Source organism: Archangium lansingense (assembly GCF_026626635.1).
Taxonomy (GTDB): Bacteria; Myxococcota; Myxococcia; order Myxococcales; family Myxococcaceae; genus Archangium; species Archangium lansingense.
Genome location: NZ_JAPNKA010000001.1, coordinates 5469664 through 5487259 on the forward strand (window position 1 = coordinate 5469664; position 17596 = coordinate 5487259).

Here is a 17596-nt window from a genome sequence, read left to right on the forward strand (position 1 = left end):
GGGTCTGGTGTTACCGAGCTCGCGGTAGTAGCCGGGGGCCGAGCGGGTGAGGCGGGGCAGGAACTGGTGGCCGCGGAACTGGAGGAAGAAGCCCTCGCCCGGAACGAGTGATCGCATGACCGGAATACGCACTCGCGCTCCTGGGCGAAGATGCGCTGGAGGCTCACCAGCCCCCAGGTGGGGCGAGGAGGCTGCATCCGAGGGCGAAGAAGGTGGGGAGGAGCCGGCGCAGCATGGGAGCCCGAGGGCCGCACGCACCATGCGTACACGAGCGCGAGGTGGGTCAGTCATCGCGCGGACCCTCGGGCGCTCGGTGGCCTGGCCGCCATCCCGGTGGGAGACGATCGCCAGGAGGGGAGGGGATGCGAAGGTTGGAAGGGTGACTCCAGAAGTCGGACCCGCCCATGCCATCTCTCCCGTTGTTTCCCGAGGCCCCGGCCGGACTGAGCGCGAAAGCTCTGCGGGCGCACGAGCGCCTGTGCGCCGAGTACGGCTGTCCCATCCCCTGGTTCCGCGCCCAGGATCCGCTCAGCGAGCTGGTCTCCGCGCTGCTGAGCCACCGCACGCGCAATGCCTCCACCGGCGCGGCATTTCGCCAGCTCCGCGCGCGCTTTCCCACTTGGGAGGCGGTGCGGGACGCGCCCTGTGTGGAGGTCCAGGAGGCTATCGCCGAGGTGACCTGGCCGGAGCAGAAGGCGCCGCGCATCCAGCAGGTGCTGCGCCGCATCACCGAGCGGAGGGGAGGGGACCTGTCGCTGGATTTTCTCGGGGAGCTGCCGGTGCGCGAGGCGCGGGACTGGCTTGAGCAGTTGCCCGGAGTGGGGCCTAAGTCGAGCGCCGCGACGCTGCTGTTCAGCCGGTTGAGGAAGCCCGCGCTACCGGTGGACAGCCACCACCACCGGGTCGCGGTGCGGCTGGGGCTCATCCCGGAGAGCACTGCGGTGGGGCCGGCCCACCGGCTGTTGGAGGAACAGCTCCCGCCCGACTGGGACGCGCAGCGCGTCTACGACAACCACGAGGCGCTGATGCTGCACGGGCAGCGGTGCTGCTTCTTCCGGGAGCCCGCGTGCCAGCGGTGCGTGGTGCTCGATCTGTGCCCCACGGGCCAGGCCCGGCTCGCGTCCCAGCAGGGGTCGAATCCCGTTGGGGATACTGAAGAAGAAAACCCCCGCCCATGACTTGCGCTATGGATGGGAACTGCCTGGCCACTCACCCTCGGCAACGTGACCTTCCCGTGAGCCCTGACGCTCGGGAGCTTGTCGGATTCGCTGGGAAAGACGGACTCCGGTAGCGTGATTGTCCATCCGGACCCCACCGGGCATGCTGTGGACCCCCCCCACCGGAGTGCACACATGAACGGACTCGAAGGAAAGGTCGCCATCGTCACGGGAGCCTCGCGCGGTATTGGTGCGGGTATCGCTCGGAAGCTGGCGTCGCAAGGGGCGAAGGTTGTCATCAACTACACCCGCAACGAGGACGCAGCCCATCGGGTTGCCGCCGACATCCAGCGCGCCGGAGGTGAGGTACTCGTCGAGCGCGCGGACGTGGCCGACGAGTCTCAGGTACGGCAGCTCTTCGAGCGCACGGACGCGCGCTTCGGCCGCCTGGACATCCTGGTCAACAACGCGGGCATCCTCGAGGTGCGTCCACTCGACAGCATCGATCGGGCGCACTTCCAGCGCATCATGGACGTCAACCTCTGGGGCGTGGTGACCGCCAGCCAGCAGGCGGCACGGCGCCTGGGCCAGGGTGGCCGGATCATCAACATCACCTCGGCCTGCACCCGCTCTCCCTTTCCAGCGCTCGGCGTGTACGCGGCGAGCAAGGGAGCCGTCGAGGCGCTCACGCGCACCCTCGCGGCGGAGCTCGGACCACGGGGCATCACCGTCAATACCATCTTCGCAGGCATGGTGGAGACGGAGATGTCGGCGTTCGGCTCAGACGAGGCTCGCAACGCGGTGATCCAGGCCACCCCCCTGCGGCGCCCGGGCCAGCCCGAGGACATCGCGGACATCGTCGCCTTCCTCGCATCGGAGAGCAGCAACTGGGTCACCGGTCAGTCGCTTGGCGCCACGGGCGGCCTCATCATGTCGTGAGCCCGTGACGGCTTCTGGGGGGGAGCCGAACGCCATCACGCTGCATCGTGGAAGATGATGCCCACCGTGTGGCGCTGTCCCGAGCGCACGCGGCTGACCCCGTGCCGGAGGTTGACCCGGTACACCCCGCGCGTGCCTTGGACCGGGCGGTGATGGACTGCGAAGACCACTGCGTCGCCCTGGCTCAGTGGCAGGACCATCGGTCGAGACTGCATCCGTGGACGCTGCTCCGTCATCACGAACTCGCCGCCCGTGAAGTCGCGGGCGGGCTCGGACAGGAGAATGGCGACCTGGAGCGGGAAGACCTGCTCACCGTAGAGGTCCTGGTGCAGGCAGTTGTAGTCGTCCGCGCCGTATTGCAGCAGCAGGGGCGTCGGCCTGAGCTGGCCCGCGGCATGGCAGCGCTCGAGGAAACCCTCGTGCTCCTCCGGGTATTGGACCTCGATACCCATGGCTGTGTTCCCGCCGATGGCGAAACGGATCTCCATGTTCGCACCGCCGGCGCGGTACGTCGTGGGCGTCATGCCTGGAGCCGTCATGTCGTTCGCGGGGGGACCGGCGCAAACGCCACGGCTCGAGAGATAGAGGTCACCATCCGCCGGAGCCCGCTTCACATGCGGAGTCTCAGTGCACCGAGGACCTGGTGGATGGCGATGCCCTCGGCCCACTCCAACCCATCGGGGTTGCCGCGGACATGGAGCGCCACGGGGGCCCGCGTCTCGAGCTCCAGCCAGAGGGAGCCTGAGTCCGCCACGTCCGAGAGCTCATAGTCCTCGGGAAAGCCCTCGGGTGGCTCCAGCCGCACGAGGTCGCCGCTGACCTTCGTCACCACTCCCTCGGTGACTCCCGTAGAGAGCCCGGACTTGACCACCCGCATTCCCACCTGCGCCAGCTGCGGCGTTCCGGGCAGTCCAAGCCCCAGGATGTGCCGGCTCGTCCGGATGTTGTTGGCGACCCTGGCCACCGCACAATCCAATCCCGGGTCCGCCCGTGACAGCTCCACGAAGGCAACCTCGGAACTCGGACCCTGACTGGAGGGCTGGAAGATGGGCTCGCCTTCGACACCGGGCTGCCCCATCAGCCGCACGAGCACGTGATAACTGCTGACGATGAATTGCTGGGTCGGATCGCTCTCGTCCACCGCCACGAACCCCAGCGTGCCCGGGTGCTTGACCTGGGGATTCACCACCGCCGTCCCGCCCAGCAGGGGGCGGAAGGCACCTCGATGATTGTGGATGGTTGGCATCGCTCACTGCCACAGGGTCGACGGGGAGGCCTCGAGCGCCTGCGCCTGTTCTTCCTCGAGGTCGGGCATGAAATCGAACCCCACGCGCTCCTCAATCCAGTCGATGGATTGGATGGTCTGGGACAAATCCCAGGGCTTCTCGTAGCCCCTGTGCTCCTGAACGAAGGCAATGGCCTCCCACTGCCCGCTGGCATTCTGGGCGACGACGATTTTGAAGAGGTGGGTGGGGACCGGCAGCGCGTTCGCGCCGATCCGGAACACGTCGATGAAGCCATCTGCCGTGCTGGGATCCTCCTCCGCGGGATCGTAGAACATCGGTCCAGTGATGATGTAGGCCTTGCCCCGGGCGAGTGCCCACTTACGAGTCAGGTCCTCGAGTGCGGCCCAGATCTGCCCGTTGTGCACCTGCAGCTGGGGGACCATGTTCGAGAGATAGAAGGTCTCCGTCTTGCGTTGCAGGTTCACGGTCTGGTTGCCGGCGGGAGCCATGTGCCCGCGGCTGTAGCCGGAGCCTCTGTAGTCAGCGAGCTCTGCACGCTCGCCTTTGGGCAGCTCCGGATCCGGCTTGAAAGCCCCCTGACCGGGCCGCGGCACGTTCCCCTCCAGCTGGGCCCGCTCCACCCCCTCGCAGACCCAGAGGGGAACCTTGTCGCCTCCACTGTGCTGGAGGACATAGCCCTCACGAAGAACATACCTCGTGGGCCCGTGCTCCCAGGCCTTCAGGGCTCGAGGCAGGCCGAAGGGGCAGTTCGCTTCGATTCGCCGCTCCTGCTCCTGGGTGAAACCTGCCTCGGCTCGCCCGAACTTCGTGAACTGCGCCCGGCGTTTCTCGATGATGAACTCATCATCGTAGTCTGCTGCCTGGTCCAGGTCCTCCTCCTCCGGTGGGGCTCCCAGGGGAGCCTCCTGCCGGAGCGAGGGTCGCTGTGAGACGCAGGCCATCAGCAGCCATGCGACATATGCGAGGACGCCGAGGCGATAAGGATTGAGAGACATGCTCCTCTCCTGGGTATGTGGCTACGGGAGAGGACAGGTTAGCCGGCTGAATCCTGGAGTGAAGAGGAGGCGAACTTCCAGTGCTTTCTTGCGGACGGGACAGATGTTCTCTTTCTTATACGCGATGCCGTCCACGTACGCGCGTTGTGTTTGTTCAGAAGGCGATTAATCCCAAGACATTTGACCAATAGTCAGGGCCTCTCTCCCACCGGATACTCCGCACCCGCTCGGCTGCAGGTGGGCATCACCTGCCGTGCCTGCTCGCCTTGACTCAACACTTGTTCAGAGAGCGCTCGCACGTTGGCAATGGCTTGCGTCCACGGAGGGCATGGGGGCGAGGACTGCCCGGGTGGGCTGGTGCACTGACGCATCCATACGCGATGATGCTGCCGGCTCGAGCTTGTTCGCTCGTGCTATCCGCCCTCTTCCCTGGAGCCGTCATGTCGTCCGCCGAAGCCGTCTCGACGCCGCCGAGCAGTGACCTGTCCGCCTCCGAGTATCAGTACAACTATACGTATGTCGCCCCACTGGCGATGGCCCAGAGCGTCCCCTCCAGCCAGAAGCCAACCCTCGTGTGGTACGGGCAGTCTGTCTGGCAGATCCTCCGCATCGCCCACAACACGCTCAAGTGGAAGCGCGAGGAGGCCCAGCGCAAGCAGGCCCAGTCCAACCCCTCCACGCCCGCTCCCGCCCCCGCGCCAGATGAGATGTCCGTGGACCTGACGCACCTGGGCCTGGGCACGTTGGATCTCACCCACATGGACAAGCTTCCCCAGCCGGGGGCGGAGGAGAAGGGGCTCTTCGGAGAGCTCGCCCAGCTCGGAGAGGCCGCGAAGCTCGCCGGGCAGTGCGCGTTGCTCGCCGAGCGCTCCTTCAAGCAGGAACTGGGTGGGCTCATGGACATCCTGAAGTCAGTGGTGGGCGCCATCCGCGACAAGCCCACGGGCCGGCCGGGCTCCATGCAGGACTACTTCAACCTCTTCACCACCCTGCCTCTGCCCACCGCGGCCCGGAGCTTCGAGCAGGACGCCACCTTCGCGTGGATGCGCGTGGCGGGTTTCAACCCGCTCGTGGTGCGCCGGGCCCGCGCGTCCGAGGACACGCTCGGCCTGAACGACGCGCAGCTGAGCGCCGTGCTGGGAACGGGGGACACTGTCCAGCAGGCGCTGAGCGAGGGGCGGCTGTACCTGGCGGACTACAAGGCGCTGGCGGGGGTCATCAACGGCAACTTCCCTGACGGCCCCAAGTACATGTTCGCGCCTCGGGCTCTCTTCGGCCTGCCGCGCGGCTCCGGCCCCCGTCAGCTGCGTCCTCTGGGCATCCGCTGCGGACAGGATTCGAGCGGCCATCCGCTCTACACGCCCGCCGATGGAGAGGCCTGGCTGCAGGCCAAGACGGCCGTGTCCACGGCGGACGTCACCTACCATGAGATGATTTCCCACCTGGGACATACGCACCTGCTCGTGGAGCCCTTCGTGATCGCCACCCACCGGCGTTTGCCGGACGACCACCCGGTGAGCGTTCTGCTGCGGCCTCACTTCGAGGGCACGTTGTTCATCAACAACGAGGCCCAGGCCAGTCTCATCGCCCCGGGCGGGGATGTGGACATGCTGCTGGGTGGCACCATCCAAGCCAGTCGCGCCGTCACCGTCACCTCGCTCCTGAATGATCCGGACTTCGACTTCACCCAGGGCATGCTGCCGCGCGAGCTGGAGCGCCGGGGCGTGATGGACCCCTCGCTGGATTACCCCTACCGCGACGACGCGCTGCTGGTATGGGGCGCCATCGAGAAGTGGGTGCGCGCCTACGTGGGCATCTACTACGACTCGGACGCGGCCGTGCAGGCGGATGCGGCCCTCCAGGCCTGGAGCGCTGAGCTCGTCTCCCAGGAGGGCGGCCGGGTGAAGGGCTTCGGCGAGGACGGCGTGGCCGGCAAACTCACCACCGTGGCCTACCTCGTCCAGGCCATCACCATGCTCCTGTTCACCGGCAGCGCGCAGCATGCGGCGGTGAACTTCGCTCAGGCGGGGGTGATGACGTTCGTACCGCTGGCCCCGGGCGCTGCCTACCGCGCCGCGCCTTCCTCGCGCGCCGATGCCTCGCTCAACCCGGGCCTGGATTTCTTCCCTCCGCTCGACATGGCCGCCCAGCAGCTTGATTTCCTCACCCTCCTGGGTTCGCTCCACCACACCAAGCTGGGCGACTACCCCTTGCTGTGGTTCAAGGACCTGCGCGTGCATGCGGCGCTCAAGCAATTCCAGGAGGAACTCGCGCGCATCGGTGACACCATCCAGCAGCGCAACACCTCGCGCTACGAGCCCTATCCCTACCTCGTGCCTTCGGCCATCCCGCAGAGCATCAACATCTGAGCCGAGCGCCATCCCATTCCGGAGGTGGCTTCCTTCCCCGGCGCGTCACGGTGGTCAGTCAACGCGCTGATGAAGGTGCCTGCGTCACCCTGGCGCTCCTGGAGCATCAGTGAGCGCCGGGCCGTTCCCCCTTCAGTCCCTCGAGCCTCTCGGAGAGGCACGCCAGCAGGCTGTTCCAGGACTTCACGAAGGAATCCGCCCCCTCTCGTTGGAGCTGCGCGGCCAGCCCATCGAGCTCCACGCCGGCCATCTTGAACTCCTCCAGCACCGAGTCGCTCTCCCACTCATCATGCGTCAGCAGCGGCCCCACCTGGCCATGGTCGGCGAAGGCCAGCAGCGTGCCTTCCGGCATGGTGTTGATGGTGTCCGGGGCGGCGAGCGCTTCCACGTAGTGGGTGTCCCGGGCCGAGGGGTCCTTGGTGCCGGTGCTCGCCCACAGCAGCGTCTGCACTGGAGCACCCTCGGACACCAGCCGGCGGACGCGGGCGCTCTCGCGCAGCTCGTTGTAGGCCCGGTAGGTGCGCTCGGCCACCGCGATGCCCAGCCGGTTGCGCAGCGGCTCCGGGACTTGCCCCTCTACCGCCTTGTCCCAGCGGCTGACGAAGAGGGAGGCCACCGAATGCACCTCGGGCGAGAGTCCCTCCTCCAGCCGCCGCTCGAGGCCCTTCAGGTACGCATCCGCGGCCGCCAGGTACTGCTCCATCGAGAAGAGGAGCGTCACGTTGATGGGTACGCCCGCGAAGATGGACTCCTCGATGGCCTTCAGGCCCGGAGGCGTGCCGGGAATCTTGATGAACAGGTTGGGCAGCCCCGCCTGCTCGTGCAGGGAACTGGCTTGGTGGATGGTGGGCTCCGGCAGCCAGGCGAGCAGCGGTGACACCTCCAGGGACACCCAGCCGTCCCTGCCCCCGGTGCGCTGGTGGATGGGCTGGAAGAGCGCCGCCGCCCGGGAGAGGTCCTCCAGGGCGAGCTGGAAGAAGAGATCATCCAGCCCGTGCGACTGCCAGGCGAGGATGGAGGCGTCATACGCATGCCCACGGCGCAGGGCCTGGTCAAAGATGGTGGGGTTGGAGGTGAGCCCGGTGACGGACAGGTCGCGGATGTAGTGCTCCAACCGGCCGTCCTCGAGCATCTCGCGGGTGATGGTGTCCAGCCAGAGGCTCTGGCCGGCGTCGTGCAATGCCTGGGTCGCCATCATGGCCCTGGCCTCCTTGCCGGAGGCGCGGCAGCTCGCGCCCCTCTCCGGATGAAGGTGCACACCCGGGAGCGGATGCGCAGTCCCGAGCCCGCCTCTCTACCCCGCGGGCGATCAACGGCTCACGGCGGGAGGTGCATGGAGGATGAGGCTCAGGGCTTCGCGCTCGGGGCCTTGCCGGAGGCGGGTTCCACGACGGGGGCAGGCACGAGCCGCGCGATGCGATCGGGTCCGTTGAAGGCCACGTAGAGGTAGCCATCGGGACTGCTCACGACATCGCGCACTCGGCCGACATCCTTGAACAGCACCTCTTGGTGCACCACCTTGCCACCCTCAATCCTCAGGCGCCGCACCTCCTGCTGTGCGAGCGCACCCACGAACAGGTCGTTCTTCCACTGGGGGAAGTGGCTGCCCGTATAGAAGTCGGCCGCGCACACGGCGATGGAGGGTGTCCAGTGCAGCACGGGTTGTTCCATTCCTTCCTGCGCGGTGCGGTCGGTCATCGGTGTGCCGTCGTAGTTCATGCCGTAGGTGATGACCGGCCAGCCGTAGTTGCGGCCCGGCTCGATGCGGTTCAGCTCGTCGCCGCCTCGGGGGCCGTGCTCCGTCTCCCAGAGTTCTCCAGTCACCGGGTGCTGCGCGAGGCCCTGCGGGTTGCGGTTGCCGTAGCTCCAAATGCTCGGCAGGGCGCCCTTGCGGCCGACGAACGGATTGTCCTTCGGAATGCTCCCGTCCTCGTGGATGCGGTGCACCTTGCCGTTGGGCCGTGACAGATCCTGCGCGTCCTCCTTGTGGCCCCGCTCGCCGATGGAGAAGAACAGGTGTCCCTTGCCGTCGAAGACGAAGCGGGAGCCGAAGTGCACGCCCGCGTTGCGGTACAGCCCGGGGGGCGCACGGAAGAGCGTCTGCTGCTCCACGAACCGGCCCTCGCGCAGCTTGCCGCGGACGATCGCCGTCATGGCGGAGCCATTCGCGCCCGGGTCGCTATAGGAGAGGTAGATCCACCCATTCTTCGCGTAGTCGGGGTGCACGGCGACATCGAGCAGACCGCCCTGGCCCTTGGACCAGACGGCCGGCGTGCCGCGGATGGGCTCGGGCAGCAGGCGGCCCTTCTCCACCACGCGCAACCGTCCCTCTTTCTCCGTGACGAGCATGCGCCCGTCGGGCAGGAACGCCACGGACCATGGGGTGTCGAGTCCCTCGGTGACCGTCTCGAGCTTGAAGGCGTGCAGCTCGCTCCGCACGGCCTTGTCGGCCGCGGGCTTCGCGAACGCGGTGCCCTTGCTCCGCCGCTCCGCGCCCTGCTCGCGGATGTAGATGACGAGCGCGCGGATGTCCTGGGGGGACAGCGCGGCCGAGAACGCGGGCATTCCCGCCGGGAGCTGCCCCTCGCGGATGCTCCGCGCAATGCTCTCGTCGTCAGCTCCGGACTTCCAGGTGTCGTCGACCAGGCTCGGCCCCAGCGCGCCCTCCAGCTTGGGGCCGTGGCAGTTCGCGCAGAGCGAGGCGTAGACGTCGGCGACGTCGCGCCGGGAAGGCTGGGGGGACGATTGGGCCCACGCGAGGGGGGCGAACACGAGCAGGCCGCACGTCAGGGGGGCTCGGAATGTGTTGAACATAGGTCACTTACTGTACGGCGAGATTGCGCTCGTCTGTCTGCCTGCCCCACCCTTGGGTACAAGGTGGTTGTTGCGTTGCGTCAAACGCTATTGACGCCGTTGACGCGATGCGTTATCTGTTCGCCCATCAGTCGCAGTCGAGGAGACAACGCACATGGCGAAGAACAAGACGGCGAAGACCGAGGGGGCCGCCAAGGAGACTGCGGCCCAGACGACGACGGAGCAGGTTCAGGCTGAGGTTGTGGCTCAGGAAGCTGCCGCGCCGGTGGCCGAGAAGCAGGCCGAGGTGAAGGCCGAGACGGTGGTTGCCGAGGCGGTACAGGCCGAGGCGGTGCAGGCTGAGACGCCGGTGGTCGAGAAGGTGGCCGAGGCGGTGAAGGCCGAGGCTGCGAAGGCCGAGACGGCGGTGACCGAGGCCGCGGGCCAGGTGGCGTCCTTCGTGAAGGGCCGGCTGGAGCAGGCGCAGAAGCAGATCGGCCAGCTCGAGACGGAGGCGCAGAAGGCGCTGCAGACGCTGGTGACGCGCGGCCGTGAGTCCAGCCGCGAGGTGCTGCAGCGGCTGAACGTGAACGAGCTGCGCGAGCGCCCGGCGGTGAAGGAGCTGGAGAAGAAGGCGACGTGGGTGGGCGGCGAGGTGCGTCAGCGCCTGACCGGGCTGCAGGGCCGGATGGTGAAGGTGGTGGGCGGCGTGGCGAGCCAGTCGCAGGTGGAGGCCATCAACCGGGAGCTGGATCGGCTGACGCGGAAGATCGACTCGCTGGTCTCCCCCAGGAAGCCGGAGCAGCAGCAGGCTCAGCAGGAAGCACCCAAGGCGTAGCCAGACCGCGCCAGGAAATCCGCTGACATGAAGACGCCCGGGGCCATGAGGCTTCCGGGCGTTGCTGTTGCGGGCTCTATCGCCGGCCCTGCTGCCGCCGTAGGGCCGCTTCGAGCACGGACTCCTTGAGCAGGTAGCCGAAGCCCGCGTTGCTCAGCCGCACCACCAGGTCGTTCCGGGTGGTCTTCAGATTCCCCGCCGTGCGCTCCAGGTTCCACTCCGCGAGCGCGAGCTGCTTGAGCAGGTAGGCCCGCCGCGTCTGCGCCGCCGACAGGCGGTACGTCTTGAGGTACTCGAGCGTTCCGTCTCCGCGCACGATGACCTCGCCGATATGGTTCTCCTCGGAGGGCACCAATCCGGTGACGAAGCGCTGGAGCTGGAACGGCCCCGCCTCGTAGACGGTGCTCGCCGAGACCTCCGCGCCGAAGAGGCCTCCGGCCATGAAGCCCTGGAAGCTGTCCCAGTCCTTCCTCATCTGCGCGACGGCGGCCCGCAGGTCTCCGAGTGAGGAGACCCGCCGCTCGTCGATGGACAGCCCCATGGGAGGCACATCGCCCAGGAAGCCGTATTGGAGCAGCAGGTCTCCATAGAAGTCCTCCACCAGCGCCCGGTGCAGCGCCCGGTAGTCCTCGGGGTGCGAGACGATGAAGGCGGACAGCAGCAGATCGGCATGGAAGATGAGCACGCCCACCTGCTGCTCGTGGATCTCGAAGATGCGCAGGGCTTCGTCGAAGGCGGTGCTCGCCCAGCCCCGCACGGACCACTCGCTGCGGGGATCCAACCCCCGGGACAGGGCCTCCTGCGAGTACTCGGACCACGCCACCTCCGGTCCGCCGAAGTGCAGGGCGAGGAATCCCTCCATCGCCAGGTGCAGTGGCAGCAGCCGCAGCCGGTTCTTGTCCTCCCGGTGCACCATGCGGTGCATCACCCGGACCGTGAAGGGGCCCACCTTCAGTGCCTTGCCCTCGGGCTTGTGGAGCTGCGTCCCGAAGGCCGCGGATGCGCTCCGGCTCCGGTCGTCCCACGCCATCACCAGGCCGTGCGGCACGTAGGAGACATACTTGAGCCCGGGCTCCATCAGCCCGCCCTTCAGCGAGACGACGGTGAGATCGTCATCGTACGTCCTCCGAGCGAAGCGCAGGTCTCCCCGCACGTCGTCCCGCAGCACCGGTACCAGACGGATGCTGCCCCACACCTGCGAGGGTGCCAGCCTCAGGCCCATGGGCAGGATGTGCTTCGTCTCCGTGGGGGCCATCACTCCTCCTCCTGGGCGGCGGGCTCTCCAGCGGCCTCCAGGGGCTCCGCGGGTGTTTGGCTCCGCTGTCCGCGCTCCAGCAGCCGCCGCACGCGCGCAGCGAGATAGTCCTCGAGCTCCGACAGCGGGGCCGCGCCCTCCGCGAAGCGCGCGAACCCAAGCACCGTGGGCAGGTCCTCCGCGTCCCGCACGCCCACCGTAGGCACATGGGTGCCGATGCTCCGAGGGGCGTAGAGCTCCGAGGCGAACACGGGATTCACGTGGACGATGGACGTGCGGCGCGCCGGGTCCAGCTTCGTGCGGAACACGCGGGTCACCTCGGCCACGGCGTTGGGCGGATCATTGTCGTAGCCGTCGGACACGACGACGACCACGTGCGGCATCCAGTCCAGGGCATCGAGCAGAGGGGTGGACAGATCGGTCTGCCCCCGCGCGCCCATGAGGAGCGGATCCTCGACGGGGTTCGTCCAGAAGGCGCGGTACTCGCGGGCCGAGGCGGACAGCAGGTAGTGCGCGGCGAGCGCCACTCCCAGCGGACGGCGGCGCTTCTCGCTGGAGCCGGAGGCGGAGAAGCTGTTGTCCAGCACGGCAGCCACGCGGCCCAGGGGCACAAAGGCCCGGCGCAGCGTGCGTGCCGCGGACTGCTCCATCGCGGCATGCAGCTCGGCTCGCCGCTCCCGTCGCACCTCCGCCTTGAGGGAGAGCACGTAGAGCGCCAGCTTCGTGAGCGGCGCGCGTCCCAGGTCCATCGCGAGCGTCACCCCATCCTCGCGTGCCGCCGCCCCTTGCAGGCGCAGCCGCTCGGCGGCGGTGAGACGCGGCTCGATGCGCGTGAGGAACACGTCACGGGGGATGCCGTGCTTCACTGCCAGCCCCTCGGCGACGGTGAAGGGCAGCTCGAAGAGGGCGGACTGGTCGTAGTGGGCCTGGCGGAACTTCTCCAGCAGCGGCGTCGTGTACACACGCTTGCGCCAGCCGTGGAAGAGGAAGGGGTTCAGCTCGCCCCCGAGCTTCAGGTGCCCGTGCGCCACCGCGGCCCGCAGCTTGGCGCGGTACTTGACTGCATCGAAGCCCAGGTCCGGCCGTCCCTCCAGGTACTCCTGGACGATGGCGCGCGCCCGGCGGTTGTTGATGCGCCGCTCACGCAGCACCTCCAGCACCCGGAAGGCCCGCTGCGGTGGCAACGACCGGAGCGCTGCGGCGATGAGAGCTCCCTCCTCACGCTTGTCCTCGGCCAGCGTCTGCTTCCCGGTGGCCAGCAGGTTGAGGATGATCTGCGCCTGGTTGAAGTGGTTGATGCCCGCGGCCAGCGTCCGCGCATAGAGGCGGCGGTAGTTGCCCAGGATGTAGGCGTGCAGGAACTCGATGGAGACCGCCTGCCCGCGCGCGTCGTTGTAGAACTCGCGCTGCCCCGTGCAGGAGAAGCACGCGTTCACGAACATCACCAGGTCCTCGCGTGCGACCTGCTCGGCGCGCGCCAACGCCACGTCCATCGCGTCCACCTCCCGTGAGCCTCGGTGGCCTGGGCGGAAAGAAGGAGCCGCTCGGGGAAGGAGGACACGACCAGCTAGTCAAGCTCCAAAGGCTCGGTTCGGAAGTCGCATCACAGTCCCGCGAGCGGCCCCTTCACCCTAGCACGACGGACGGCGCGCGGGTTCCTGACCAGGCTGAAGAGCAGGGACGTCACTGCGGCCCCGAGCCACACGTAGCCCTCTCGGGGAGCAGGCACTCCACTGCTCGCAGGTCACTGATTTCAGGTCCTGGCGTCGGGGTTACCCATGGAGAGGACTCTGGCGAGGACTCTGGCGAGACCTCGGGAGACATGCGATGCACGAGGGATACACCCGGGAGGGAGAGCAGGGGACAGTGCCCCCGCAGGGTGACTCCGCCTCCGAGGAGCCCGAGGACTTCGAGGACTCCTTCCTGTCCGAGGTGGCCCGGGTGGATGCGCCGCTCCGGGTTCCGCTACTCGGGACCCGGATGGGCGGGAGGGAAGGGAAGCGGTTCGAGATTCTCGAGGAGCTGGGCGGTGGCGCGATGGGACAGGTCTTCCGCGCCCGGGACTGCGAGCTGCAGCGCGAGGTGGCCCTCAAGTTCCTGCTGGCCCGGAGCGCGAGGGGCGGGCCATTGCCGGGCTCGCCGCTGTGGGAGGAGGCCCGGGCCACCGCGCGGCTCGATCACGAGAACATTGTCCGCCTCTTCGACGTCTCCGAGTGGAGGGGTGCTCGTTGGGAACCCAGCGTTCCCTTTCTGGTGATGGAGCTCCTCGAGGGTGAGTCCCTGTCCTCCCTGCTGCGGCGGGAGAGGCCGGGGCTGCGGCGGGCACTGGAGCTCCTGGGCGCCGTGGCCGCGGGCCTGGCGCATGCCCATGCGCACAGCATCGTCCACCGCGATCTCAAGCCGAGCAACGTGCTCATCACCCGCGAGGGAGGGGTGAAGCTGCTCGACTTCGGTCTGGCGCACCTCATGTCGGGCGAATCCCCGCTCGTCCCCCATCTCCCCACGGCCGGAACGCCCGCGTACATGGCACCGGAGCAGTGGCGGGGCGAGGAGCAGGACGCGCGGACCGACCTCTGGGCGGTGGGCGTCATGCTGTACGAGCTGCTGACCGGCGAGCTGCCCTATCCGTTCGCCTCGCTCCAGGAGTTGCGCGAGCGGGTGACGTCTCCCGAGCCGGTGCCTTCCGTGCGCGAGCGCGTCCCGGAATTGCCCGGGGAGGTGGAGCGGCTCGTGGCCGAGCTGCTGGCCAAGGCGCCCGAGCGGCGTCTGGGCAGCGCGTCCGAGCTGCGGGAGCGGCTGATCCGGTTGGAGGAAGCGCTCGGGCCCTGGCGCGAGACCCCGAAGCTCGTGGCGCCTCAGCGCCGGCAGGTCACCCTGGTGTCCTGCGGGCTCGTGGTTCCCTCCGAGGCCAGGGAGTGGAGCGATCCCGAGGACATCAGCGAGCTCCAGGCGGCCTTCCAACGGTGGTGTGCGGAGGTCTTCCAGCGGTACGACGGCGCCATCGCGCTGTCCGTGGGTGACGAGGTGCTGGCCTGCTTCGGCTGCCCCACGGTCCGGGAGGATGACTCGGAGCGGGCGGTGCGCGCGGGGCTCCACCTGATACGGGAATGCTCGGCGGCGGTAGGAGCTCCGGCTTGCTCCGGACTCGCCGTGGAGGTGGGCATCCATACGGACACGGTGGTGTTCGATGCGCTCCCGTTGGAGGGACTGGGGCGGATGCCCACGCTCCAGGGCGAGGCTCCACGAATGGCCGCCACGTTGGCTCGACAGGCCGGGCCCGGTGCGGTGGTGCTGGGCGCTACCACGTGGAAGCTCGTGCGTGGGGCTTTCGAAACCGAGCCTCTCGGCCCCCATCCGGGAGCGGCGTACCGCGTGCTGCGTGAGAGGCAGGCGGTGTCCCGCTTCGAGCGGGCGCTCGCGGCGAGAGGTGTCTCACCGCTGGTGGGACGGGAGCACGAACTGGCGCGTTTGTACAGCCTCTGGGCGCGGGTGGGTCAGGGGCAAGGGGCGTGTGTTCTGCTCAGCGGTGAGGCGGGTATCGGCAAGTCCCGCCTCATCCAGGAGCTGCGCGAGCGGGTGCCTCCAGAGTCGAGTCACCTCCTGCTCTGCCAGTGCTGGGAGTCATTCCGCAACAGCGCCTTCCATCCCATCATCGGGCTGCTGCGACGGCTCGGTCCACTTCCGGAGCGCGCGACGGAGCTCTCCGTGCTCCTCGCCTCGCCCGATGAGAGTGATTCCTCCGCCTTGCTGGCCGCCATGGAGCGGCAGAAGGAGCGCAAGAGACAGGTGCTCGATGCGTTGCGGCTCCTGTTCTTGCGGATGGCGGAGGAGCGGCCGGTATTGCTCGTCATCGAGGATCTGCATTGGGCAGACCCCTCCACGCTGGAGCTGCTCGGTCTGCTGCGCGACGACACCTCCAAGGCGAGGCTCCTCGTCGTCCTCAGTGCCCGCCCTGAGTTCCATCCCCCATGGCCGCCATCCCCTGGCTTCCACCGGCTCGGGCTCGACCGGCTGCCGGCGGAGTCCGCGGCGGTCCTGGTGCGGGAGGTCGATCGTGGCACGAGCCTGCCGGAGGAGACGGTCCAGCAACTCGTGGCGAAGACAGACGGCATCCCGCTCTTCGTGGAGGAGATGACACGCATGGTGCTCGAGCGGTCTCTTCCGGCACCCCTGTCCACCATTCCCATCACTCTGCACGAGCTGCTGTTGTCCCGGCTGGATGCGCTCCCTCCGAAGCAGAAGGCGCTGGCACAGCTTGGCGCCGTGGTGGGGCGCGGCTTCAGTCATTCGCTGATCTCCCACCTCATGGCCCGGGACGAGGCCTTGCTGCGAGAAGACCTTCAGGGGCTCGTCTCGGCGGGTTTGTTGGAATGGCGGCGGGAGGAGCCCGGCGAGTCCGAGTACCAGTTCCGTCACGCACTCATCCAGGAGGCCGCCTATCAGTCGCTCCCGCGGAGCCTGCGACGGCAGCACCACCGGCGCGTTGCCCAGGCTCTGGTGGAGGGATTCCAGGACATAGTGGAGGCGCGGCCCGAGGTGCTCGCCCACCACTACACGGAAGCCGGGGAGGCCGAGCCAGCCGTCCGCTCTTGGGAACGTGCCGCGAGACTCGCCATCCTGCGCTCCGCCGGTCTGGAGGCGATCTCCCATTTGAAGCAGGCGCTCTCGCTGTTGCGGAGTCTCCCGGACGGAGCGGGGCGCGCTGAAGAGGAGATGCGCCTGCTGACAGACCTTGGCTATCTGCTGATGAAACGTCAGGAGTACGGCTCTCCCGACATGGAGCAGACCTATGCCCGAGCGCTGGAGCTGTTCCGGCAGAGAGGGGATGCGCTTCCCACGCTCGAGCTGCTGTGGATGGAATCGAGCATCTACTTCTTCTGGGGAGCGAGATTCGAGGAGGTGCGTGAGCTGGCCGGGCAGATCCTGGCGCTGGGCCGGCAGCGGATGCACCCACAGGTGATCGCCAAGGGCTACCGGATGCTCGCGAGCCTCTACCTGTACGAAGGAGAACTCGAAAGAGCACTGGCGTGCCGTGAGCAGGCGGTCCAGCTCTCGGCCCCCCAGCTCGATGTTCGAGGCTCACTTATCGAGAGCATCTGGAACCCTGAGTCGGTGAACGACCTGGCGATTCCTTGTTTCGTCCACCTGTTGCAACTGCGGCAAGGGGAGCTCCGGCGCTTCAGCGACGGGCTGCTCGAATTGGTCGATGCTCCGGTCCATTCCGCCACTCGGGGGTACGCATCACTCAGTCTGGCCATGATCTGTCAGCTCCGGGGCGACGCGTCGTGCGCTCTGCGGTGGGCCGAGTCGTTCACACCGCGGTGGGCCAAGGTGGGCTCGGCGGCCTCCGGCGGCCGCTTGTTCCAGGTCATGATGTCATGGGCTCAGGCGGTCCAGGGTTGGGCACTGGCCAGGGTGGGACGGAGGCGGGAGGGGCACGAATTGCTGCGGAGCGGCATCGGACTGCTCCAGGAGTTGGGCGCCAAGGGCTATCTTCTCTACTCCCTGTATCTGCTCGCGGACCTGTCCTTGCTGATGGGGCAGGTAGAGGAATGGCTGGCCGTGGTGGGCGAGGCGTTGGGCTTCGTGGAGGAGACGGGGGCGCGCCTGTTCGAGGCCGAGTTGTATCGTCTCCAGGGAGAACTGCTCCGAGTGGCCGGAAAGGAGGAGGACGCGAGGCACAGCCTGCTCCGGGCCGTGGTCGTCGCCCACCGGCAGCGGGCCTACCTCTTCGAGCTGCGTGCGCGAGTGGCCCTGGCGCGCCAGCTCCGGGACACAGGACACCCGGATGCGGCACGGCTCAGGCTGGAGCGACTGTGCGGCCGCTTCGCTCCAGACCTCGAGGTGCCGGAGTTCCAGGAGGCTCGCGCTCTGCTCACCTCGCTCCGGCCTACTCCAGGATCTCCACCGCGTCGCCCACGCGGATCTCCCCCGGGCGCCGCACGATGACGTTCTGGCTCAACCGCCCGGTGACAGGACTGTCCTTGTGACAGCGCATGATTC

The 17596-nt window shown here is 68.0% G+C and carries 12 protein-coding genes; 5 read left to right on the top strand and 7 right to left on the bottom strand.

Annotated features, from left to right (window positions below; translation table 11 throughout):
* The first annotated feature begins 404 nt into the window (after positions 1–404).
* On the top strand, positions 405–1178 hold the full coding sequence (locus OV287_RS22510) for an endonuclease III domain-containing protein (protein ID WP_267536092.1): 774 nt from the start codon (positions 405–407) through the stop codon (positions 1176–1178).
* Positions 1179–1352: 174 nt separating this feature from the next.
* Positions 1353–2096 carry an SDR family NAD(P)-dependent oxidoreductase gene (locus tag OV287_RS22515; RefSeq protein ID WP_267536093.1) on the top strand — a complete coding sequence of 248 codons (744 nt, stop codon included), beginning with the start codon at positions 1353–1355 and terminating at the stop codon, positions 2094–2096.
* A gap of 35 nt (positions 2097–2131) precedes the next feature.
* On the opposite strand, the gene OV287_RS22520 is transcribed toward OV287_RS22515, so the two are convergent.
* From OV287_RS22520 to OV287_RS22530, 3 genes are all read right to left on the bottom strand, one after another.
* A complete protein-coding gene (locus tag OV287_RS22520) occupies positions 2132–2620 on the bottom strand; it encodes a 2OG-Fe(II) oxygenase (RefSeq protein ID WP_267536094.1) in 489 nt (162 codons plus the stop codon).
* A gap of 86 nt (positions 2621–2706) precedes the next feature.
* Positions 2707–3342 carry a hypothetical protein gene (locus OV287_RS22525; RefSeq protein WP_267536095.1) on the bottom strand — a complete coding sequence of 212 codons (636 nt, stop codon included), beginning with the start codon at positions 3340–3342 and terminating at the stop codon, positions 2707–2709.
* Positions 3343–3345: 3 nt separating this feature from the next.
* Complete coding sequence (locus tag OV287_RS22530) at positions 3346–4338, bottom strand: DNA/RNA non-specific endonuclease (protein ID WP_267536096.1); 993 nt, start codon at positions 4336–4338, stop codon at positions 3346–3348.
* A 440-nt stretch (positions 4339–4778) separates the two neighbouring features.
* On the opposite strand from OV287_RS22530, the gene OV287_RS22535 reads away from it, so the two are divergent.
* Entirely contained in the window at positions 4779–6707 is a 1929-nt protein-coding gene (locus OV287_RS22535) for a lipoxygenase family protein (RefSeq protein ID WP_267536097.1), read from the top strand.
* A 106-nt stretch (positions 6708–6813) separates the two neighbouring features.
* Here OV287_RS22535 and tal read toward each other — a convergent pair whose 3' ends face one another.
* Both tal and OV287_RS22545 read right to left on the bottom strand, forming a co-directional pair.
* On the bottom strand, positions 6814–7905 hold the full coding sequence (tal, locus tag OV287_RS22540; RefSeq protein WP_267536098.1) for a transaldolase: 1092 nt from the start codon (positions 7903–7905) through the stop codon (positions 6814–6816).
* Positions 7906–8054: 149 nt separating this feature from the next.
* Positions 8055–9521: a PQQ-dependent sugar dehydrogenase gene (locus OV287_RS22545; RefSeq protein ID WP_267536099.1), complete on the bottom strand. Its 1467-nt coding sequence runs from the start codon at positions 9519–9521 to the stop codon at positions 8055–8057.
* A 154-nt stretch (positions 9522–9675) separates the two neighbouring features.
* On the opposite strand from OV287_RS22545, the gene OV287_RS22550 reads away from it, so the two are divergent.
* Complete coding sequence (locus OV287_RS22550; RefSeq protein WP_267536100.1) at positions 9676–10338, top strand: hypothetical protein; 663 nt, start codon at positions 9676–9678, stop codon at positions 10336–10338.
* Positions 10339–10414: 76 nt separating this feature from the next.
* On the opposite strand, the gene OV287_RS22555 is transcribed toward OV287_RS22550, so the two are convergent.
* Both OV287_RS22555 and OV287_RS22560 read right to left on the bottom strand, forming a co-directional pair.
* Positions 10415–11593 carry an ARPP-2 domain-containing protein gene (locus OV287_RS22555; RefSeq protein WP_267536101.1) on the bottom strand — a complete coding sequence of 393 codons (1179 nt, stop codon included), beginning with the start codon at positions 11591–11593 and terminating at the stop codon, positions 10415–10417.
* Positions 11593–13086: a hypothetical protein gene (locus OV287_RS22560; RefSeq protein ID WP_267536102.1), complete on the bottom strand. Its 1494-nt coding sequence runs from the start codon at positions 13084–13086 to the stop codon at positions 11593–11595. The genes OV287_RS22555 and OV287_RS22560 overlap by 1 nt, the downstream gene beginning before the upstream one ends.
* Before the next feature lie 334 nt (positions 13087–13420).
* Between OV287_RS22560 and OV287_RS22565 the strand changes: the two genes are divergently transcribed.
* The gene (locus OV287_RS22565; RefSeq protein ID WP_267536103.1) at positions 13421–17542 is read left to right on the top strand and encodes a protein kinase domain-containing protein; all 4122 of its coding nucleotides are present in this window, start codon (positions 13421–13423) and stop codon (positions 17540–17542) included.
* Positions 17543–17596: the final 54 nt, after the last annotated feature.